This window comes from Pandoraea terrae, assembly GCF_902459695.1.
Classification (GTDB): Bacteria; Pseudomonadota; Gammaproteobacteria; order Burkholderiales; family Burkholderiaceae; genus Pandoraea; species Pandoraea terrae.
The window spans coordinates 20077-38378 of the sequence record NZ_CABPRZ010000017.1 but is presented as its reverse complement, the minus strand read 5'-3'; the positions used below and the strand labels follow the sequence as shown (position 1 = coordinate 38378).

9 protein-coding genes are annotated in these 18302 nt (G+C 64.2%); 3 read left to right on the top strand and 6 right to left on the bottom strand.

The features are described from left to right. The first annotated feature begins 35 nt into the window (after positions 1–35). The gene (locus PTE30175_RS18540) at positions 36–3311 is read left to right on the top strand and encodes an error-prone DNA polymerase (protein WP_150698550.1); all 3276 of its coding nucleotides are present in this window, start codon (positions 36–38) and stop codon (positions 3309–3311) included. 240 nt (positions 3312–3551) lie between these two features. Here PTE30175_RS18540 and PTE30175_RS18535 read toward each other — a convergent pair whose 3' ends face one another. The 4 genes from PTE30175_RS18535 to PTE30175_RS18520 form a co-directional block, all read right to left on the bottom strand. Then, a complete protein-coding gene (locus PTE30175_RS18535) occupies positions 3552–4913 on the bottom strand; it encodes a nucleobase:cation symporter-2 family protein (RefSeq protein ID WP_150698549.1) in 1362 nt (453 codons plus the stop codon). A gap of 315 nt (positions 4914–5228) precedes the next feature. After that, positions 5229–6704, bottom strand: coding sequence for an HDOD domain-containing protein (locus tag PTE30175_RS18530; RefSeq protein ID WP_191629137.1), 1476 nt, complete (start codon positions 6702–6704; stop codon positions 5229–5231). A gap of 17 nt (positions 6705–6721) precedes the next feature. Continuing rightward, positions 6722–8482, bottom strand: coding sequence for a putative bifunctional diguanylate cyclase/phosphodiesterase (locus tag PTE30175_RS18525; RefSeq protein ID WP_191629136.1), 1761 nt, complete (start codon positions 8480–8482; stop codon positions 6722–6724). Positions 8483–8825: 343 nt separating this feature from the next. Then, positions 8826–9068, bottom strand: a complete 243-nt coding sequence (locus tag PTE30175_RS18520) for a hypothetical protein (RefSeq protein ID WP_150698546.1) — start codon at positions 9066–9068, stop codon at positions 8826–8828. A 372-nt stretch (positions 9069–9440) separates the two neighbouring features. On the opposite strand from PTE30175_RS18520, the gene PTE30175_RS18515 reads away from it, so the two are divergent. Next, positions 9441–10748 carry a hypothetical protein gene (locus tag PTE30175_RS18515; RefSeq protein WP_150698545.1) on the top strand — a complete coding sequence of 436 codons (1308 nt, stop codon included), beginning with the start codon at positions 9441–9443 and terminating at the stop codon, positions 10746–10748. A 62-nt stretch (positions 10749–10810) separates the two neighbouring features. On the opposite strand, the gene PTE30175_RS18510 is transcribed toward PTE30175_RS18515, so the two are convergent. Both PTE30175_RS18510 and dbpA read right to left on the bottom strand, forming a co-directional pair. Then, entirely contained in the window at positions 10811–11392 is a 582-nt protein-coding gene (locus PTE30175_RS18510; RefSeq protein ID WP_150698544.1) for a hypothetical protein, read from the bottom strand. Between the two features lie 177 nt (positions 11393–11569). Next, the gene (dbpA, locus tag PTE30175_RS18505) at positions 11570–12982 is read right to left on the bottom strand and encodes an ATP-dependent RNA helicase DbpA (protein ID WP_150698543.1); all 1413 of its coding nucleotides are present in this window, start codon (positions 12980–12982) and stop codon (positions 11570–11572) included. A 278-nt stretch (positions 12983–13260) separates the two neighbouring features. Between dbpA and PTE30175_RS18500 the strand changes: the two genes are divergently transcribed. Beyond that, entirely contained in the window at positions 13261–18216 is a 4956-nt protein-coding gene (locus tag PTE30175_RS18500) for an NAD-glutamate dehydrogenase (protein WP_150698542.1), read from the top strand. Positions 18217–18302: the final 86 nt, after the last annotated feature.

Sequence of the window (18302 nt, the reverse complement as noted above, 5' to 3'; positions counted from 1 at the left end):
ATCCGGCATACCTCATATGCGGGTGACTGATGGAGATGGATGCTTTTTTGCCGTGGCAGGGGCCGACGGACGGACTTGCCGCGAACGAGGACGACGATAGCGCCGGTGGCATCGGCGAGCGCGACGAGAGCGGCTTGCCCGGCTATGCCGAACTGCATTGCCTGTCGAACTTCTCCTTCCAGCGCGGCGCGTCCCATCCGGAGGAGTTGGTGGCGCGCGCGGCGCAGCTTGGCTACCGCGCGCTGGCCATCACCGACGAATGCTCCGTCGCGGGCGTGGTGCGGGCGCTTGCCGAGTCCGTCAATCATCCGACCTTGTCGCTGATCGTCGGCAGCGAGTTTCGTTTGCAGACGGACATGACGCATGCGCCGCAGGTCCCGTTGCATCTGGTCGCGCTGGCGCAGCATCGCGAGGGCTACGGCAATCTGTCGGAGATGATCACGCTGGGCCGCATGCGCGGACCGAAGCGCGGCTATACCCTGACTCCCGGCGATTTTGCCGATCCCGCGCCGGCACAGGCACATTTGCGCGGACTGCCCGGTTGCCTGATGCTGCTCGTGCCGCCGCCGGGCGCCGATGAGGCGACTTTGCTTGCGCAGGCGCAATGGGCCGTGCGGACCTTCGGCACCCGCGTGTGGCTTGCGCTTGAACGCCTGCATCGCGCCGACGACGACACGCAGCTCGCCCGTTTGCGTGCGGTGTCGGCGCGCACGGGCATGCCGCTCGTCGCCACCGGCCATGTGTTGATGCATGTGCGATCGCGCAAGCCCTTGCAGGACACCTTGACGGCGATCGGGCTCGGCCAGTCGGTACAGTCGTGCGGGCTGGCGCTTGCGGCCAATGCCGAACAGCATTTGCGTGCGCGCATGCGTCTCGCGTGGCTCTATCCGCGTGAAGCGCTGGCCGCCACGGTCGAGATCGCGTCACGCTGTCACTTCGATCTGCGCAGCTTGCGCTACGAATATCCCGAAGAACTTGTGCCGGCCGGACATACCCCGGCGACCTATCTGCGCCAGGAAGTCGAGGCGGGCTTGCGCCGGCGTTATGGCGAGACGATTCCGTCCAAGGTTCGCCAACTGATCGAAGACGAACTGAAGCTCATTGCCGAACTCGAATACGAACCGTATTTCCTGACCGTCTACGACATTGTCAGCTTCGCGCGCAGTGAGGACATCCTGTGCCAGGGGCGCGGCTCTGCGGCCAACTCGGCGGTGTGCTATTGCCTTGGCATCACCGAGGTCGATCCCGATCAGGTGCAATTGCTGTTTGGCCGTTTCCTGTCGAAGGAACGCAACGAGCCGCCGGACATCGACGTCGACTTCGAGCATCAGCGGCGCGAGCAGGTTATCCAGTACATCTACAAAAAATACGGCCTGGAACGTGCCGCGCTTGCGGCGACCGTCATCACCTACCGGCTGCGCAGCGCTTTGCGTGACACGGGGCGTGCGCTCGGCATCGATCCTTCGATCGTCGAGCAGGTGGCGCAAGGCCAGCAATGGTGGGATGGCCGCGACAACCTGCTCGCGCGCATGGCGGCGCAGGGTTTGTCGCCCGAGGCGCCGACGACGCGTATGTGGGCCGATCTCGTAAGCCGGCTGGTCGGTTTCCCTCGTCATCTGTCGCAGCACGTGGGCGGCTTCGTGATCTCGCGCGACAAGCTTTCGCGGCTCGTGCCGATTGCACCGGCGGCGATGGATGACCGTTACGTCATCCAGTGGGACAAGGACGACATCGACACGCTCAAGCTGCTCAAGGTCGACGTACTGGCGCTGGGCATGCTGAGCGCGCTCCAGCGCACCTTGAAGATGTTGAGCGCATGGCGCGGCACGCCGATCGGCTTGCACGACATCCCGAACGAAGATCCGAAGACCTACGCCATGATCCGCCGTGCGGATACCGTCGGCGTCTTCCAGATCGAATCGCGCGCGCAGATGAGCATGTTGCCGCGCCTGGGACCGAAGACCTATTACGACCTTGTGATCGAAGTGGCGATCGTGCGGCCGGGGCCGATCCAGGGCGGCATGGTGCATCCGTACCTGCGGCGCAAGCAGGGCAAGGAGGATGTCGACTATCCGCGCGAAGAAATCAAGGCAGCGCTCGAGCGCACCCTGGGCGTGCCGATTTTCCAGGAGCAGGTCATGCAGGTCGCGATGATCGCTGCCGGATTCTCGGCGGGCGAGGCGGATCAACTGCGGCGCTCCATGGCGGCATGGCGGCGCAAGGGCGGATTGGAGAAATTCCAGAGACGGATCATCGACGGCATGACGGCGAACGGCTATCCGCAGGCGTTTGCGGAAGCGATTTGCCGTCAGATCGAGGGCTTCGGGGAGTATGGTTTCCCGGAGAGCCATGCGGCGAGTTTTGCGTTGCTGGCCTATGCGAGCGCGTGGCTCAAATGTCACGAGCCGGCCATGTTCCTGTGTGGTTTGCTCAACAGCCAGCCGATGGGATTTTATTCTCCGTCGCAGCTGGTGCAGGATGCGCGGCGCCATGGAGTCGAGGTGCGTCCGGTCGACGTGTGCGAGAGCGCGGCCGAGGCGACGCTTGAAGTGCGCATGACGCGTGGCGGCTACCCGGCGCGCCAGCCGGCGGTGCGATTGGGGCTGGCGCAGATCAAGGGATTGTCCGATACGGCGGCGATTGCGATCGAGGCGGCACGCCGGCAGAAGCCGTTCGCCGATATCGACGATCTGGCGGCGCGCGCGGCCCTGACGCGTCACGACCTGGACGCCCTTGCCGCGGCCGATGCGCTGGCGACGTTATTGGGCGGGCGCCGTCAAGCCCGTTGGACGGTGGCGGCCTATCAACCGCCGACGCCGTTGCTGGGCGCGCCGACTTTGCGCGATGCCATGCCGGGCAGCGAGGATGAGCAGGTGAATTTGCCGCCGATGCCGGAGGGGCAGGACATTGTGGCCGACTATGCGAGTACGGGCTTGTCGCTGCGGCGCCACCCGTTGCAGCTGTTGCGGGAAAAATTGCGCGGCATGCGGATGCGGACGGCGCGTGATTTGCGCGACGTGCCGAATGGCCGGCGTGTGCGTGCGGCGGGGATCGTGACGGGGCGGCAACGTCCGGGAACGGCCAACGGCACGATTTTCGTATCGCTGGAGGATGAGACGGGCGTGATCAACGTGATTGTCTGGCCGGATATCGTGGAATCGCAGCGTACCCCGCTGTTGGCGTCGTCCATGATGGGCGTGGAGGGCGTGTGGCAGCGGGAGGGGCGCGTCATGCACCTGGTGGCACGAAAGCTGGTGGATCTGTCCGAGATGCTGGGCGAGTTGAGCGTCAATAGTCGGAACTTCCATTAAGAAAGCCCCAGCCCCAGCAACACAATCACTGACAGCGTGGCAGGGCTCGCGAGCGTACCTGGAGGCATGACGCCGGCAATGGAGCTGGTTTTGCGAAGCAAAAGTAGATCCGTTGGCGGCCCCGGGAGCGTGAGAGGGCGACGCGCGGGCAACCTGCGAGGGTTTTCAGCCAGTGAAAGCGAGGAAGGAAACCGAAGCCGGGGCAATCCGCGACGGTTTCCATCCTCAAAAGCACCTCACTCAATGCGCCGTGTCCGCCTGCTTCCCGGCTTCCTGCGCCAGGGCGTTGGCTTCCGCCTGGCTGCGAAGCCCGTTGAAATGCGCATTGAGCAGCACCGCCGTGATCGACGCGAGCAGGATGCCGCTATGCAGCAGCGGTTCCAGCGCATGCGGCAGCTTGTTGAAGAACTTGTCCGATGCGACCGGAATCATCCCCATGCCGATACTGATGGCGATGATGTACAGGTTGTACTTGTTCTTCGCCAGATCGACCGTCGACAGAATCTTGATGCCCGTGGCAGTGACCATGCCGAACATCACAATACCTGCGCCGCCCAACACGAACTGCGGCACCGACGCCACCACGTGCGCCACCTTCGGGAACATCCCGAGCGCGATCAGGATCATGCCGCCCGCCACGCATACCCAGCGGCTCTTCACACCCGTGACCCCGACCAACCCCACATTCTGCGAGAACGACGTGTACGGAAACGTATTGAAGATGCCGCCGATCAACGTCCCGAGGCCATCCACCCGCAAACCGCGCACGAGCGTCTTCTGATCCACCGGGCGTCCCACGATATCGCCCACCGCGAGAAACATCCCCGTCGATTCGATAAACGTCACCAGCATCACCAGCGTCATCGTCGCGATCGCGATCAGATCGAATTTCGGCATGCCGAAATGGAACGGCATCACGATGCCAATCCACGGCGTCTCGGCCAGTCCCGCGAACGATACCTTGCCCAGCAGCAACGCGACCAACGTGCCGAACAAAATGCCAAGCAACACCGCAATGTTCGCAAAGAAGCCGCGCACATACTTCGTGATGTACAAGATGCACACCAACACCGCGAACGACACGCCCAGATACACCGGGTTGCCGTAGTCCGGATTGCCGAAGCCGCCCGCCGCCCAGTTGATGCCGACGCCCATCAGGGACACGCCGATCACCGTGATCACCGTGCCCGTCACGACCGGCGGGAACAGGCGCAGCAGCTTTCCGATGTACGGCGCAATCACAATGCCGATGATCCCCGACACGATCGTCGCCCCGTAGATGTCGAGCAGACCGAGGGCGGGATTCGTGCCGATCGCGATCATCGGCGTGACGGCCGTAAAGGTCACCCCCATCATGATCGGCAGACGCAGACCGAACTTCCAGACCCCGATGGTCTGGATCAATGTCGCAATGCCGCAAGCGAACAGATCCGCATTGATCAGGAACGCCACCTGATCGATGCTCAACTTCAGCGCGCCGCCAATAATCAGCGGCACAGCCACCGCGCCGGCATACATCACCAGCACGTGCTGCAATCCCAGCGTGAAGAGTTTGGCCAACGGCAAGCGCGCGTCGACCGGGTGTACGGCTGGTTGCGTCATGTCATCTCCTTGATCCGTGCGTGTGACCTGTCGATCACCGAAGGTAATTTTTTTACCGACTCGCGGCGAACGCTGCCGCGATATCGTGGCGCTAGTGTCCCGCGCCGAAATGCGGCCCGCAATGGGGGCCGCAGCTATAGTGGGTTTAGCGGATGGAGAGGCCGAAAAGCCTTGAGGGGTCGGGGTTTTCCCGTGACGCGCAGGCGCAGCGGCAGGATGGGCGTGGGGCGCATGGGCCGCAGCACGCCGGTCATCATATGAAAAGAAGAATGCTAGGAATGTCTGATCCGATATGATCGCCGCGAGGCGCGATCTTCAGCGCGCGACTGCGGGTTTGCGGTGAAGGGACGGTTCCGCCGGGGCCGCGATCCCTTCGAGCTTCTTGGAGATTTCGTCCCCCATGTGATGCAGGAACTCCATCTCCTTGCTGCCGAGTCCGCCGGCACAAGGGACGTGACCCCAATCGCCGTAGAGCAGGGCGACCGGTTGATTGCGCTGCTGCACCGGCAACAGGAAGAACGACTTCACGTGCCCGAAATGCTGGCGGTGCCAGCGCGGGATGCGAGTGGCGATGCGCGGTTCGTGGGCGTTCTCGATGAAGATTGCACGGCCGTTGGTCAGCGCGAGATGGAAAACGTCCGGTTCGAACGCAGCGGGAAACGACAGTCCGAGTACCGGCTGGATGTCGCACCCGATGCCGTAACGTGCCTCGAACGCTTTTTCGTGCGTATTGCGCAGGAATGCCGCGCAATTGGCGAACCCGAGCGATTGCATGATCGCTTCGAGCGTTAGATTGAGCAGACTGTCGGCATCGGCTCCCGGGGTGGCCGCACGCACTTCCGTCAGGCCGGTCGCCAGGCGCCGCACCGAATCGAGCGGCTTGCCGGCGGGCGGCAAAAGCGTGCTGGGCGCACCCGTGCTGATCGAAAGGAATTCCTGATGCGACGTATCGCGCACCATGTCCTCGCCGATCGCAACCACTTCGGTCGCGTCGAGCGCCAGCCGATCCGCATAGCTTGCGGCGAGTGCGGCGATACGGTCGGGATCGGCCCCGCTCGTCAACTCTCCGACCATCTCGTTGGAGAGATTCGCCACGGTGCAAAGCCAATCTGCATGCGACAACGGCTCGTCGGGGTCCGCGGGCTCGGCCGGCCGCATGCTGCGCGCGATGCCGTCCGGCAGCCCCCATTTGTGCGCGGCCGCCTCGGCCAGTTCCGGAAACGAGATTGCCAGTACGCGTTCGCAGGCATCGCTGTCGCTGATGCCCTCGTTGGACGCAAGCTGCTGAATCTGCTGCCATTCTTCCGGGAAGCAATACGCCACGAGCATGCGCGCCACGTGATGGAGCAGGGTGCAGACGACCGCCTCCTCGCCGTCGCGAATGCCGGTCTTGGCGGTGATGTCACGGGCGAACGCGCCCGCCAGAGAGGCGCGGGCGAGCTCGCGCGCCATGTCCTGGCGATGCGAAGCCACTTCGCCGAAGCCTTCGAGCAACTTCAGGCTCAGCGCCAGATGGCCGATGGTGTCGACGCCGAGAATCATGATCGCGCGCGATACGGTCGTCACATTGCAGCCGAACGGCGCGTACATCGCGGAATTGGCAAGACGGATGACTTTCTGCGTGAGCGCGAAATCGCTCAGCACCGACGACGCCAGGTCGGCCGTGGAGGTGTCTTCGCTCTGCATGGCGGAGACAATGCTGCTGACAGAACGCTGCAGCGAGGGAAAGTCGCCTTTCTCGCTCATGCGCTGCCACAATAATTCGAGGGTCCCTTCTTTCGTCATGCTCATGGTATGCATTTAGCGCGTCAGCGCCCGCCCTCCAGATGCAGGCTGCCGGAAGCGAAGGCTCCCTCCAGTTCGTTTGCCGGCAGGGCTTGCGACACGAGCCATCCTTGAATGGAATCGCAACCTCGGTCGATCAGCATCTGGCGTTGCTCCTCGGTTTCGACACCTTCGGCCACGGCCGACAGGCCCAGTTCGCGGGCGAGGCCCAGCACCGCCGTGACGATGGTGCGGTCATTGCTCGACGTCGGCATGTCCTTGACGAAGCTGCGGTCGATCTTCAAGGCCGACAGCGGGAAGCGTTTGAGGTAGCCGAGACTCGAATAGCCCGCGCCGAAATCGTCCACGGCAAAGCGCACGCCAAGCGTCTGAAGTTCGCGCAGCACCAGATTGGCCTGCTCCGGGTCGCGCATCAGCACGCTTTCCGTGATCTCGAGCACCAGCCTGTGGCCTTCCACGCCCGAATCGGCGATGGCCTGCCAGACGAGGCTCGGGAACGCCGGATGGTGAAACTGCTGGGCCGAAACGTTGACGGACATATACAAGCCGCCGAGCCGCGTCGTGTCCCAGCGGGCCAGCTGCATGCACGCGGCGCGCAGCGCCCAGCCGCCCAGCAGGTTGATGAGGCCGTTGGCTTCCGCGAGCGGGATGAACTCCGCCGGCGAAACGGGGCCGAGCGCGGGATACCAGCGCATCAGCGCCTCCACGCCCTTGACTGCGAGGGTTACCGGATCGCAGATCGGCTGGTAGTGCAGGCTGAACTCGCCGTTGTGAATGGCTTCGAACATGGCCGACTCGAGCGAGAACGCCTTGCGCTGCAAGTCGCCGAGGTCATCCGTGTAGACGTAAAGCCCGTTGCGGCCGCGATCTTTCGCGCAATACATGGCGGCGTCGGCGTGCTTGATCAGCGTGCCGTCTGAGGTGCCGTGCCTGGGGTAGAACGCCACGCCGATGCTGGTGGTCAGGTGCAGCATTTGGTCGCCCACCTGGAACGGTTGCTGGATGGCCGACAGCACGCGCTTCATGATGCCGTTCAGCGCCTGTTCGTCATCGCATCCGGGCAGCACGAGTACAAATTCGTCGCCGCCCATGCGGCCGGCGACGTCCGTCTCGCGGATTTGTGCGACGAGCCGCTGTCCGGCGGCGCGCAGCAACTGATCGCCCACGTCGTGCCCTAGCGAGTCGTTGACCTTCTTGAAACCGTCGAGGTCGAGCAGCGCCACGGCGAAGTTCGGCCCGCCATCATTCGCGTGTGCGATGGCGCCGGCAATGCGCTCCTGGATGTAGCCGCGATTGCCCAACCCGGTGACCGTGTCGCACAGGGCGAGCTCGCGCAGGCGCTGTTCGCTGTCCTTCTGGGCGGTGATGTCGACGCCACGGACCACGAACGTGGCGGGCAAGGTCCGGGTCCGCGGCGAATACAGGGCGATGTGCAACTGCATCCAGAGACGGTCCGTCAGGCCGCGCAGCAGGCGCACGGTACAGTGCTGCGGACCTTGTGTCTGCGCAGCGGCAAGGGCTTCCTGGACAACAGGAACGTCGTCGATGCCGGTCAGCTCGAAAAGCGACGCATGGTCAACATACTCACGGGAATATTCAAGGAAACGCAGCGAGGTATCGGCAATGAAGAGAAAGCGTCCTTCGGCCGTGACATGGGCCGAAAGTCCGCCGGTCAGTTCGACCAACGCCCGGGCAACGGCCGGGACCGGTTCCCGGCCGAGGGCCGGCAACAAAACCGGCGGCTCGACAAAGGGCACGCCGGCGGGGAGTCGATCTGAACTCATTGTTGTTGTCTGTGCATGCATCACGTCTGGCACACCGTCCCCGCTTCCTTTCCCCGTGTCTGGCGGCGTGTCTGCTGACTCATTGGACCCAAGCGTCCGATGGATTGTGGGGCATTATAGCCAAAGACGCCAGTAATTTCGGTGCCGGTGGCGAGGCGGCCGCACGCCGTGTGGCGCGGCTTCCACGGGCTAACGCAAGGAAAAAACCGACAGGCGGTTGACTTCAGGGGATATCGTCTTGCGAGGCGGGGTTTCCGGCGGTGAATGAGGCACTGTCCGGGCACAGTGCATGAAACCGGCGTCGCGGCTTATGGCAGGCGAAAACAGGGTGTTTTTCTGACAGTTACGCGGGGATTTTTTCGGACGCATTCGCGCGCGGGATTCCGGTGCGAGGGCGGTGCGAATCGCGCTCGCCGGACGCGATCTCATCTAGCTGCATGACGATACGCCCTTGGGCGCGCTGATCACCGAGCGGCTGGAGCAGACGGCGTTGCTGAAGGACGCGGCCTTGTAATCGCTTCGATCGATCGCGCAAATTCCCAACGGTGCTGTCGGCAACAGGCTTGCGACGCTTTTCAGAAACCATGGCAGGCGAGTGACGTTAACCTTTGCCGCCAGAAGCCTGCCATCCGGGCCAGGCGCATTTTCCGTCACGTCTATGCCTGATATCTCGCGTTATGCTTGCCAATCATCGGCGACAGGGGCTGCCGTCAGCCGTGTTGTTGGCCCCGATTCGAAAAATTCCGTCTATGGCACCGAGGGAACCTATCGGCCGCTATTCGACAGCTTCGACGGACTCCGCCGCGAAATAACGTCTGCGAATCAGACTTGCGGTCAGCCTGACGTCATATTGACGCCGTTGCACGAGGCGCCGATGCGAGACCCAGTCGCGTCGATGTCTTCCGTGTCAAGCGAAGCGAGCCGCAGAGGCGAAACCAAATATCCGAGTACGCCCCGTGTGAACATCGACGGTTTGCGTTATTGCACGTACAAGGAATGGTGCTCGGAGCATCGGCGCATGTGGGTGTCCGTTGATGCGATCGATGACAAGATGTTCTACGCTGGCGTCAATCAGTCGAGGTGGGCGCAATGTCTGACGCACTGGTTCAAGGCGAGCCGGAGCGCGGAATTGGACCTGTCGTTTGAAATGCGTGGACGCGCTATCGCGCTGAGTGAGGCGGGCAAGGGGCGCGCCCCAGCGCGCCATATCGTGAGCTGTTTCGAACCGACCCTGCACTTCGACGCCCAGATGAAAGCCGTCGAAGCGTTCAACACGGCGGTACAAGCGGCGTATGGCCTGACGCCTTATCAGGAAATTCCGGCGTCAACCTTCCACAAGGCGCATGTGGATAGCCTGCGGGATATCGTCGAACATCAGGAGCACGTGCTGCATCGGGCGCTTTTATCGATGCAGTATGACCGGGCATATCTTTTGAAGATCGATGAATTGGTTCGGAAAGCCTCGGACAAACAGACAATCTTTGGCCCCGATACCGAGGTGCGCGTTGCGATGCGGCGTGGCGAACTTGTTCTCAAGCCAGTCCGTACGGGGTTCAAATGGGGGAATTTCTTTGGCCCGTCGGTGCGTGCACGCCGCGAAGCGGCGAGACTGGCGCTGGATGTCATCCGCATTCGTGACCCGAACGCGAAAAGTGTGAATCTGCAAGCTGGCGTGACGTTGGCGCAACTGCGTCAATGTGGATTCGGATTCGGCAGTGCTCCGGACCATGGCTCCCGGTTCGCAGAGCACTTGTCGCAGTTGGACGCAAAGGCTCAGGAAATCGAGCGGTACCAGCAAGAGATCGGCACATTGAAGGGCGGTTGGCCCGCCGGGACGTTCCGCATGACCCAGGCGTCCGTGGTTCCCATCGAGGTGGAGCCGGAGCCGCCGGGGGACGACGATAGCGATACGGACAGCGAGGCGATTACGATCCCCCGGGCGCACGTCGGCCCCAATTCAATGCCGGCAATGCCGGGCGAATTCCTGGGCGAATTGAGGCGTGCGCAGAGGGCGTATTCGGAGCGCTCTGCGCATTCAAGTGCAAGTTCGCTGGAGGCGTCGTACGAGAAGGGGAGAGCGGCCAGCAAGGCGCGCGCACAAGGGGAAAGCGTCACGCGACTCACGCAGAGCACTGCATTCAAATTGGCGACCGAAAGTGGTTCGCCACCCTCAGGAGGCGCGGCGCTCAGGCTGGCAAGCGGTGACGATAACGATGACGACCCGCAATGGGACAATGACGAGGTATTCCTCCCGAGCCACGGCTAGTCGAAAGCCCCTTCGGCTGCACATCCCGCGCGAGGGATGCCGGTCGTTCCCGACAGGTCGGGCTACCGGCAAGTCGGCTGCGTCCTGACCTCGAAGAACTCGAACGGCTGCGCCTGCAGCCGGTCTGCCAGCGCCGGGTAGTTGGCAGCGACGAAGCGTCTCGCGCCGACCATGTCGTAGACGAAGCGCAATGACAGATTCGGTCCGTTGCTGCCGACCAGCAGGCTGCCCGCGTAGATGACGTCGCCCGCACGGACCTGCACGGTCGGTACTTTTCGTCCCTTGCAATACTTGTAGCGGTACTCGCCATCCGCCGGCACGAATTCCATTGGCCCGAAACGCTCATTCTTGAGCGGCGGCGACACCCGCATCGCCACGAATCCCTGTCCAGGCTTGTTGACGTTGAGCGTGCGCAGCAACGCGCCGCCCAGTACGCCGTTGACCGTTTGCGAGTTTTCCGAATACGTCCACGGTCCCCAGGTACTCTGCATCGTCGAATCCAGTCCGACGATCACGATGGCGTACTCCTCTAGGGTGTCTTTCTGAAGCGGCTGATTGGGTGGCACGCCTGCGCTCTTGCAGCCGGCGAGCGCCAGGATCCCGGCGGCGAAGATAAGATGGGCAACACGTCGGGTGAGCGTCATGCGAACTCCTCTGACCTGGGCAGCCTGGCAATGAACCACCAAAAAGCACGAAAGCCCCGCAAAACCATGCGGCGAGAATCGGATGCGTCCGATGGCATCGGGTGACGGGGTTCGCTTATCCTACGTGAATTGCCCTACGCCGCCCACAGAACTCAGGAGAAGTCCCTATCAGGCGCGTCAGTCTGTCAGATAACGCGCCTTGACGCGCTTGCCCTTGACCTTGCCTTCATTGAGCGCGCGCAGCGCTTGCGGGGCGATGTCACGGTCCACGGCGACATAGGTGAACACGTCCGTCACGTTGATCTTGCCGATCTGCGTGCCGGGCAATCCGGCTTCCCCGGTCAGCGCGCCGAGCACGTCGCCGGGCCGGATCTTTTCCTTCTTTCCGCCGAGCATCTGAAGCGTGACCATGGGCGCCAGCATCGGGCCGCCCGGCGCCGGCGCGAGCTCGGACAGCTTGTGCCATTCGAATTCGGTTCCCTGGGCCGCTTCGATCGCGCCGACACGGCCCATTTCGTTCAGGCTCGCCAGGCTCAGCGCCCAGCCGGCCTGATCGGCGCGTCCGGTCCGGCCGATCCGGTGCACATGCACTTCGGGATCCTGCGTCACGTCGACATTGATCACCGCCTCGAGCTGCGCTATGTCGAGACCGCGCGCCGCGACGTCGGTCGCCACCAATACCGTGCAGCTGCGGTTGGCGAACTGGATCATGACGAGGTCGCGGTCGCGCTGTTCGAGATCGCCATGCAGCGCAAGCGCCTCGACGCCCTCGGCGTGCAGGACTTCGAGCAAATCGCGGCACTGCGCCTTCGTGTTGCAGAACGCGATGGTGCTGGCGGGGCGATAGTGCGCCAGCAACTGGCCCACGGCATGCAGCCGCTCGTCGTCGCGCACTTCATAGAAGCGTTGGCGGATCTTCGCGGCGTCATGCCGTTCCGCGAGTTTCACTTCCTTCGGGTTGCGCAGGAACCGCTGTGCGAGCTTGCCGATGCCCTCGGGGTACGTCGCGGAGAACAGCAGCGTCTGGCGCTCGGCCGGGCATTGTTTGGCCACATAGGCGATGTCGTCGAAAAAGCCCATGTCCAGCATGCGGTCGGCCTCGTCGAGCACCAGGGTCTTGATGCCTGCGAGCGAGAGGGTGCCGCGTTCGATGTGGTCCATCAGGCGGCCCGGCGTGCCGACGACGATATGGGCGCCGTGGGCGAGGCTGTCCGCCTGCGGGCGCAGCGGCGTGCCGCCGCACAGCGTCAGGATCTTGATGTTCTCTTCGGCGCGGGCGAGGCGGCGCAATTCCTGCGCGACTTGCTCGGCCAGTTCGCGTGTCGGGCACAGCACGGCGGCTTGCACGGCAAAATCGCGTGTGTCGAGACGGTTCAGTACGCCGAGCGCGAAGGCGGCGGTCTTGCCGCTGCCGGTCTTGGCTTGGGCGATCAGGTCATTGCCGGCCAGCATGAGCGGCAGGGCGGCGGCCTGGATCGGCGTCATCTCGGTGTAACCGAGTTGCGCGAGGTTGGCCTGCATGGCGTCGCCAAGCGGGAGGGCGGCAAAGGAAGCGCCGGCGGCGGGGGCGGGGGTGCGATTTGAAGTCATGCCGGATTATACCGGGCGGGATGGCCCGGCTCCGGTTTGGGCGCGATTGTGTCCGGCGATCGTCTCCGGTTATCCCCGCTTGCGCCCGCCTCTTCCCGTTTGCCCCCATTGTCAGCCGCAGCAGTGCGGCGTAGCATGGGTTCGCCCGTCCGTTGCGGCCGTGTCATGTTCTCCGATGCGTCCGGCCGGTGGGGCGGGAAAGCCTGACACGCTTTCCTTCGGCGACGTTCCATCGAAGTCATTCGCGTGGTTCGCCACGCCCGACCGGGAGCCAATGCATGCCCGCCCAACCCGAAGACAAGGTCAGCCGGCACATGGCTGACGTCGTGGCCCTCGCTCGCGAGCGCGCCCCCGACATTGGCGACGTATTCGAGCCGTTCGTCCGGCATTATTACGGTCTCGCCGACGCCGAGGATGTGCTCTCACGCAGCGTGGCCGATCTGTACGGCGCCGCCATGGCGCATTGGCAGCTCGGGCAGAAACTCGAGACAGGGCAGCCGCGCGTGCGCGTCTACAACCCGAGCCTCGAACAGCACGGCTGGTATAGCGGCCACACGGTCGTCGAGATCGCCGGCGGGGACATGCCGTTTCTCGTGGATTCCGTCACGATGGAGATCAATCGGCAAGGGCTCGCGCTGCATTCCGCATTCCATCCCGTCTATCGCATGTGGCGCGACGCCTCGGGCTTGCGCGTGCGCGTGGCGCCCGGCGCCGGTCTGCCGCAGGACACGCAGGGCGCGCCGGACGATAGCGGCACCGCGCATCTCGAGTCGTATATCCACATCGAAGTCGACCGCTTTTCCGAGCCGAGGCGCATGCAGGAACTGCATGACGGCCTGCTCAAGGCGCTCGGCGACGTGCGCGCGGCCGTCGAAGACTGGCGCCCGATGCTGGCGTCGGCCCAGGCCGCCATCGATGCGCTCGACGTACGCGCCGCGCAGCCCGACGTGAGCAGTGAAGAACATGACGAGATTCGCGAAGCCCAGGCGTTTCTCGCCTGGATGCTCGATCAGCATTTCACTTTCCTCGGTTATCGCGATTACGAACTGGTCGTGAAGGACGGCGAGCATTTTCTGCAAGGCACGGCCGGCACGGGGCTCGGCATATTGCGCGAGTCGCTGCGTGAGGCCGGCGCCCCCGACATCACGCGGCTCGCGCCGGGGGCAGTGCGCATTGTCGAAGCGCCCGCGCCGATCTTTCTCACGAAGGCCAATTCGCGTGCCACCGTGCATCGCCCGGGTTATCTCGATTATGTCGGCGTCAAACGCTTCGATGCCGACGGACGCGTGTGCGGCGAACGCCGCTTTCTCGGGCTGTACACGTCGACCGTTTACATGGTGCCGGCCCGCGAGATTCCGCTGGCACGCCGCAAAGTTGCCGACGTGATCGGCCGCACCGGCTTCCTGCCGAACGGACACCTTGCCAAGACGCTTGTCACGATCCTCGAGCAGTATCCGCGCGACGAACTGTTCCAGATCGGCACCGGCGAACTTTACGACATCGCCATGGGCATCCTGCGCTTGCAGGAGCGCCAGCGCACACGCCTCTTCGTGCGCCGCGACCGCTTCGACCGGTTCGTGTCCTGTCTCGTGTTCGTGCCGCGCGAGAAATTCAATACGGACCTGCGCATGCGCGTCCAGGCGCTCCTGCAGGAGGCCTACCGCGGCACCAGCGTGGAGTTCACACCCCTGTTGTCCGAATCGATGCTCGCCCGCATCCATATCACGGTGCGCACGCAGCCCGGCAACGTGCCCGATGTCGACGTGCGCGATCTGGAGACGCTCATTGTGCAGGCCGCGCGGCGATGGCAGGACGATCTCGCCGACGCGCTGGCCGAACGCAGCGGCGAGGAGCGCGGCAAACGTCTGCTGCGCCGCTACGGTGATGCCTTTCCCGCGGGCTTCCGTGAGGACTACCCCGCGCGCGTAGCCGTGCGGGATATTGAGTTGATGGAACCGCTGCTGGCCGATGGGGCGGTCGCCGCGCAGGGGGACGCGCATGCGACGCCCGCGGCTGTCGGGCCGATCGACAGTCCGCTCTCGATGCAGTTGTACCGTCCCCTGGAAGCCCCGCCCGGCGCGCTGCGCTTCAAGATCTACCGCGCCGGACAGCCGATCGCCCTGTCACGCAGCCTGCCGATGCTCGAGCATCTCGGTGTGCGCGTCAATGAGGAGCGGCCTTACCGCATCGAGCCTGCGGAGGCTGCGGCGATCTGGATGCACGATTTCGGCATGGTGACGACCGACGGCGCCGATGTCGATCTCGATACCGCACGCATGCTTTTCGAAGATGCATTCGCGCGCATCTGGTCCGGCGAAGTCGAGAACGACGACCTGAATCGTCTCGTCTTGCAGGCAGGACTGACATGGCGCGAAATCCGAATCCTGCGCGCGTATGCGAAGTACATTCGCCAGATCGGATCGACCTTCAGTAATGCGTATATCGAAGGCGCACTCACCGGCAATCCGTCCATCGCCCGCGCGCTCGTGCAGTTGTTTCTCGCACGCTTCGATCCCTCGCTGGAAGCGGACGCCCGCGCCTCGCGCAGCGACGCCGTGCGCGCACAAATCGCCGCCGCGCTGGAAGACGTGCCCAATCTCGACGAAGACCGCATCCTGAGGCAATTCCTCGGCGTGCTCGAGGCGACAGTGCGCACCAACTACTTCCAGCACGGCGCGGCGGGCGACGCAGGTGACGGGCGCGCGGACCTGCCCAAGCCGTACCTCTCGTTCAAGTTCGATCCGTCGCGTGTGCCGGGCTTGCCCGAGCCAAAGCCGATGTTCGAGATCTGGGTGTACTCGCCGCGCGTCGAAGGCGTGCATTTGCGCGGCGGCAAAGTCGCGCGCGGCGGGCTTCGCTGGTCCGACCGGCGCGAGGATTTCCGCACGGAGGTGCTCGGTCTCGTCAAGGCGCAAATGGTCAAGAACACGGTGATCGTGCCGGTCGGATCGAAGGGCGGCTTCGTCGTCAAGCAACCGCCGCCCGTCACCGATCGCGATGCCTGGCTGGCCGAAGGCGTCGCCTGCTATCAGACATTCCTGCGCGGATTGCTCGACCTGACGGACAACTATGCCGACGGTGCCCTCGTGTCGCCGCGCGACGTCGTGCGCTACGACGCCGATGATCCCTATCTCGTGGTCGCCGCCGACAAGGGCACGGCCACCTTCTCCGATTATGCCAACGCGATTTCGGCCGAGTACGGCTTCTGGCTCGGCGACGCATTCGCGTCGGGCGGCTCGGTCGGCTATGACCACAAGAAGATGGCCATCACCGCGCGCGGCGCATGGGAGTCGGTCAAGCGCCACTTCAGCGAGATGGGTGTCGATACCCAGACGACCGATTTCACGGTGGTGGGCGTCGGCGACATGTCCGGCGACGTGTTCGGCAACGGCATGCTGCTCTCTCGCCATATTCGTTTGCTTGCGGCGTTCGATCACCGCCACGTCTTCCTTGATCCCACGCCCGACGCCGCCACGAGCTTCACCGAGCGCGAGCGCCTGTTCCAGTTGCCGCGCTCCAGTTGGGCCGATTACGACACGCGTCTGATTTCCAAAGGGGGCGGCGTCTACCCGCGCACCGCGAAGGCGATTCCGTTGTCGCTGGAAGTGCGGGCGATGCTCGACGTGGAGGCGACCGAACTCGCGCCGAATGATCTGTTGCGCGCGATCCTCAAGGCGCCGGCCGATCTGCTTTACAACGGCGGCATCGGCACGTACGTCAAGGCCAGCAGCGAGACGCATGCGCAAGTCGGCGACCGCAGTAACGATGGGCTGCGGGTCAATGGCGCGGAGTTGCGCTGCAAGGTCGTGGCCGAAGGCGGCAATCTCGGCTGCACGCAGCTGGGCCGCATCGAGTTCGCGCAACGCGGCGGACGCATCAATACCGATGCGATCGACAACTCGGCCGGCGTCGATTGTTCCGATCACGAAGTGAACATCAAGATTCTGCTCGGGATTGTCGTGGCGGACGGCGAGATGACCCTCAAGCAGCGTAACGTCCTGCTCGCGGAAATGACGAACGACGTCGGCGACCTGGTGCTGCGCGACAACTATTTCCAGACGCAGGCGCTCTCGCTTGCACGGACCAACTCGGCCACCTGGCTCGATCCCGAAGTCCGGCTCATGCGGTATCTGGAGCGTGGCGCGCGGCTTAACCGCGAGATCGAATTCCTGCCGGCGGACGAAGATCTCGACGCGCGGCGCGCCGCGGGCGCTGGGCTCACATCGCCCGAACGCGCCGTGCTGATGGCCTACAGCAAGATCTGGCTGTACGACACGCTGCTCGCCGGCGAGTTGCCCGATCAACCGTTTGTCGCCAGCGGCCTGCCGGAATATTTTCCGCCGCTGTTGCAGACGCGTTGCGCGGACGCGATGCCGCGGCATCCGCTCAACCGCGAAATTCTCGCGACGATGCACGCCAATGCACTGGTGAATCGCGGCGGCGTGACCTTCGTGCATCGGCTGGCCGAGGAAACTGGTGCAGAGCCGGGCGCCGTGGTCAGGGCCAGCCTGATCGCGCGGGCGGTGTTCCGGCTCGACGACGCCTGGGGCGCGGTCGATGCGCTCGATGCCCGTGTGCCGCACGAGACGCAGGCTGGGTTGTTCGCCGCGTTCGCGCAGTTGCACGAGCGCGCGACATTGTGGTTTTTGCGGCATCGCGTGCAAGACGTGCCGGATACCATCGGGCGCTTCAGGGCCGCGGTGGACGAACTGGCGCCCACGCTCGATACCCTGTTGAGCGACGATGCCGCGGCGGCGGGCGCAGAACGCTGCCGGCACTACCTGGATGCAGGTGTGCCGGCCGAATTGGCGCAAGCGGCTTCCGCCGTCGGCGCGCGTGTCGCAATCCTCGACATTGCGGAGGTGGCAAGCGCGAGCGGTTGCGCGCTCTCGTTGGCAGCACGCGTCTACTTCGCCCTCGACACGCCGCTCGGCTACGTCTGGCTGCAAACCGGCATCCAGGCATTGCCGGTGCAGACCCACTGGCAAATGCTCGCCCGCGCGACGCTGCTCGAGGAACTGGCGCAACTGCGCCGGCGGTTGACTCGCGCGGTGTTGCAGGATGCACCGCCCGATGGCGACGCGGCCGCCCTGATCGAGGCATGGCGCAGCGCGCGGCACGAGGCGTTGACCCGTTACGGCCGCGTCATCGCGGATCAGGTGGCGGCCGGCGGCGCCGATCTCGCGATGCTGTCGGTGGGACTCAAAGCGTTGGCCGAGGTGGAGGAGGGTTAGGGCCACACAAAGCGAGCGCGATATTCGCGTGAACAGGCCCCGGGGTCTGGATTACAATAAGGCGACCTAAACGGATGTCGGCTGAC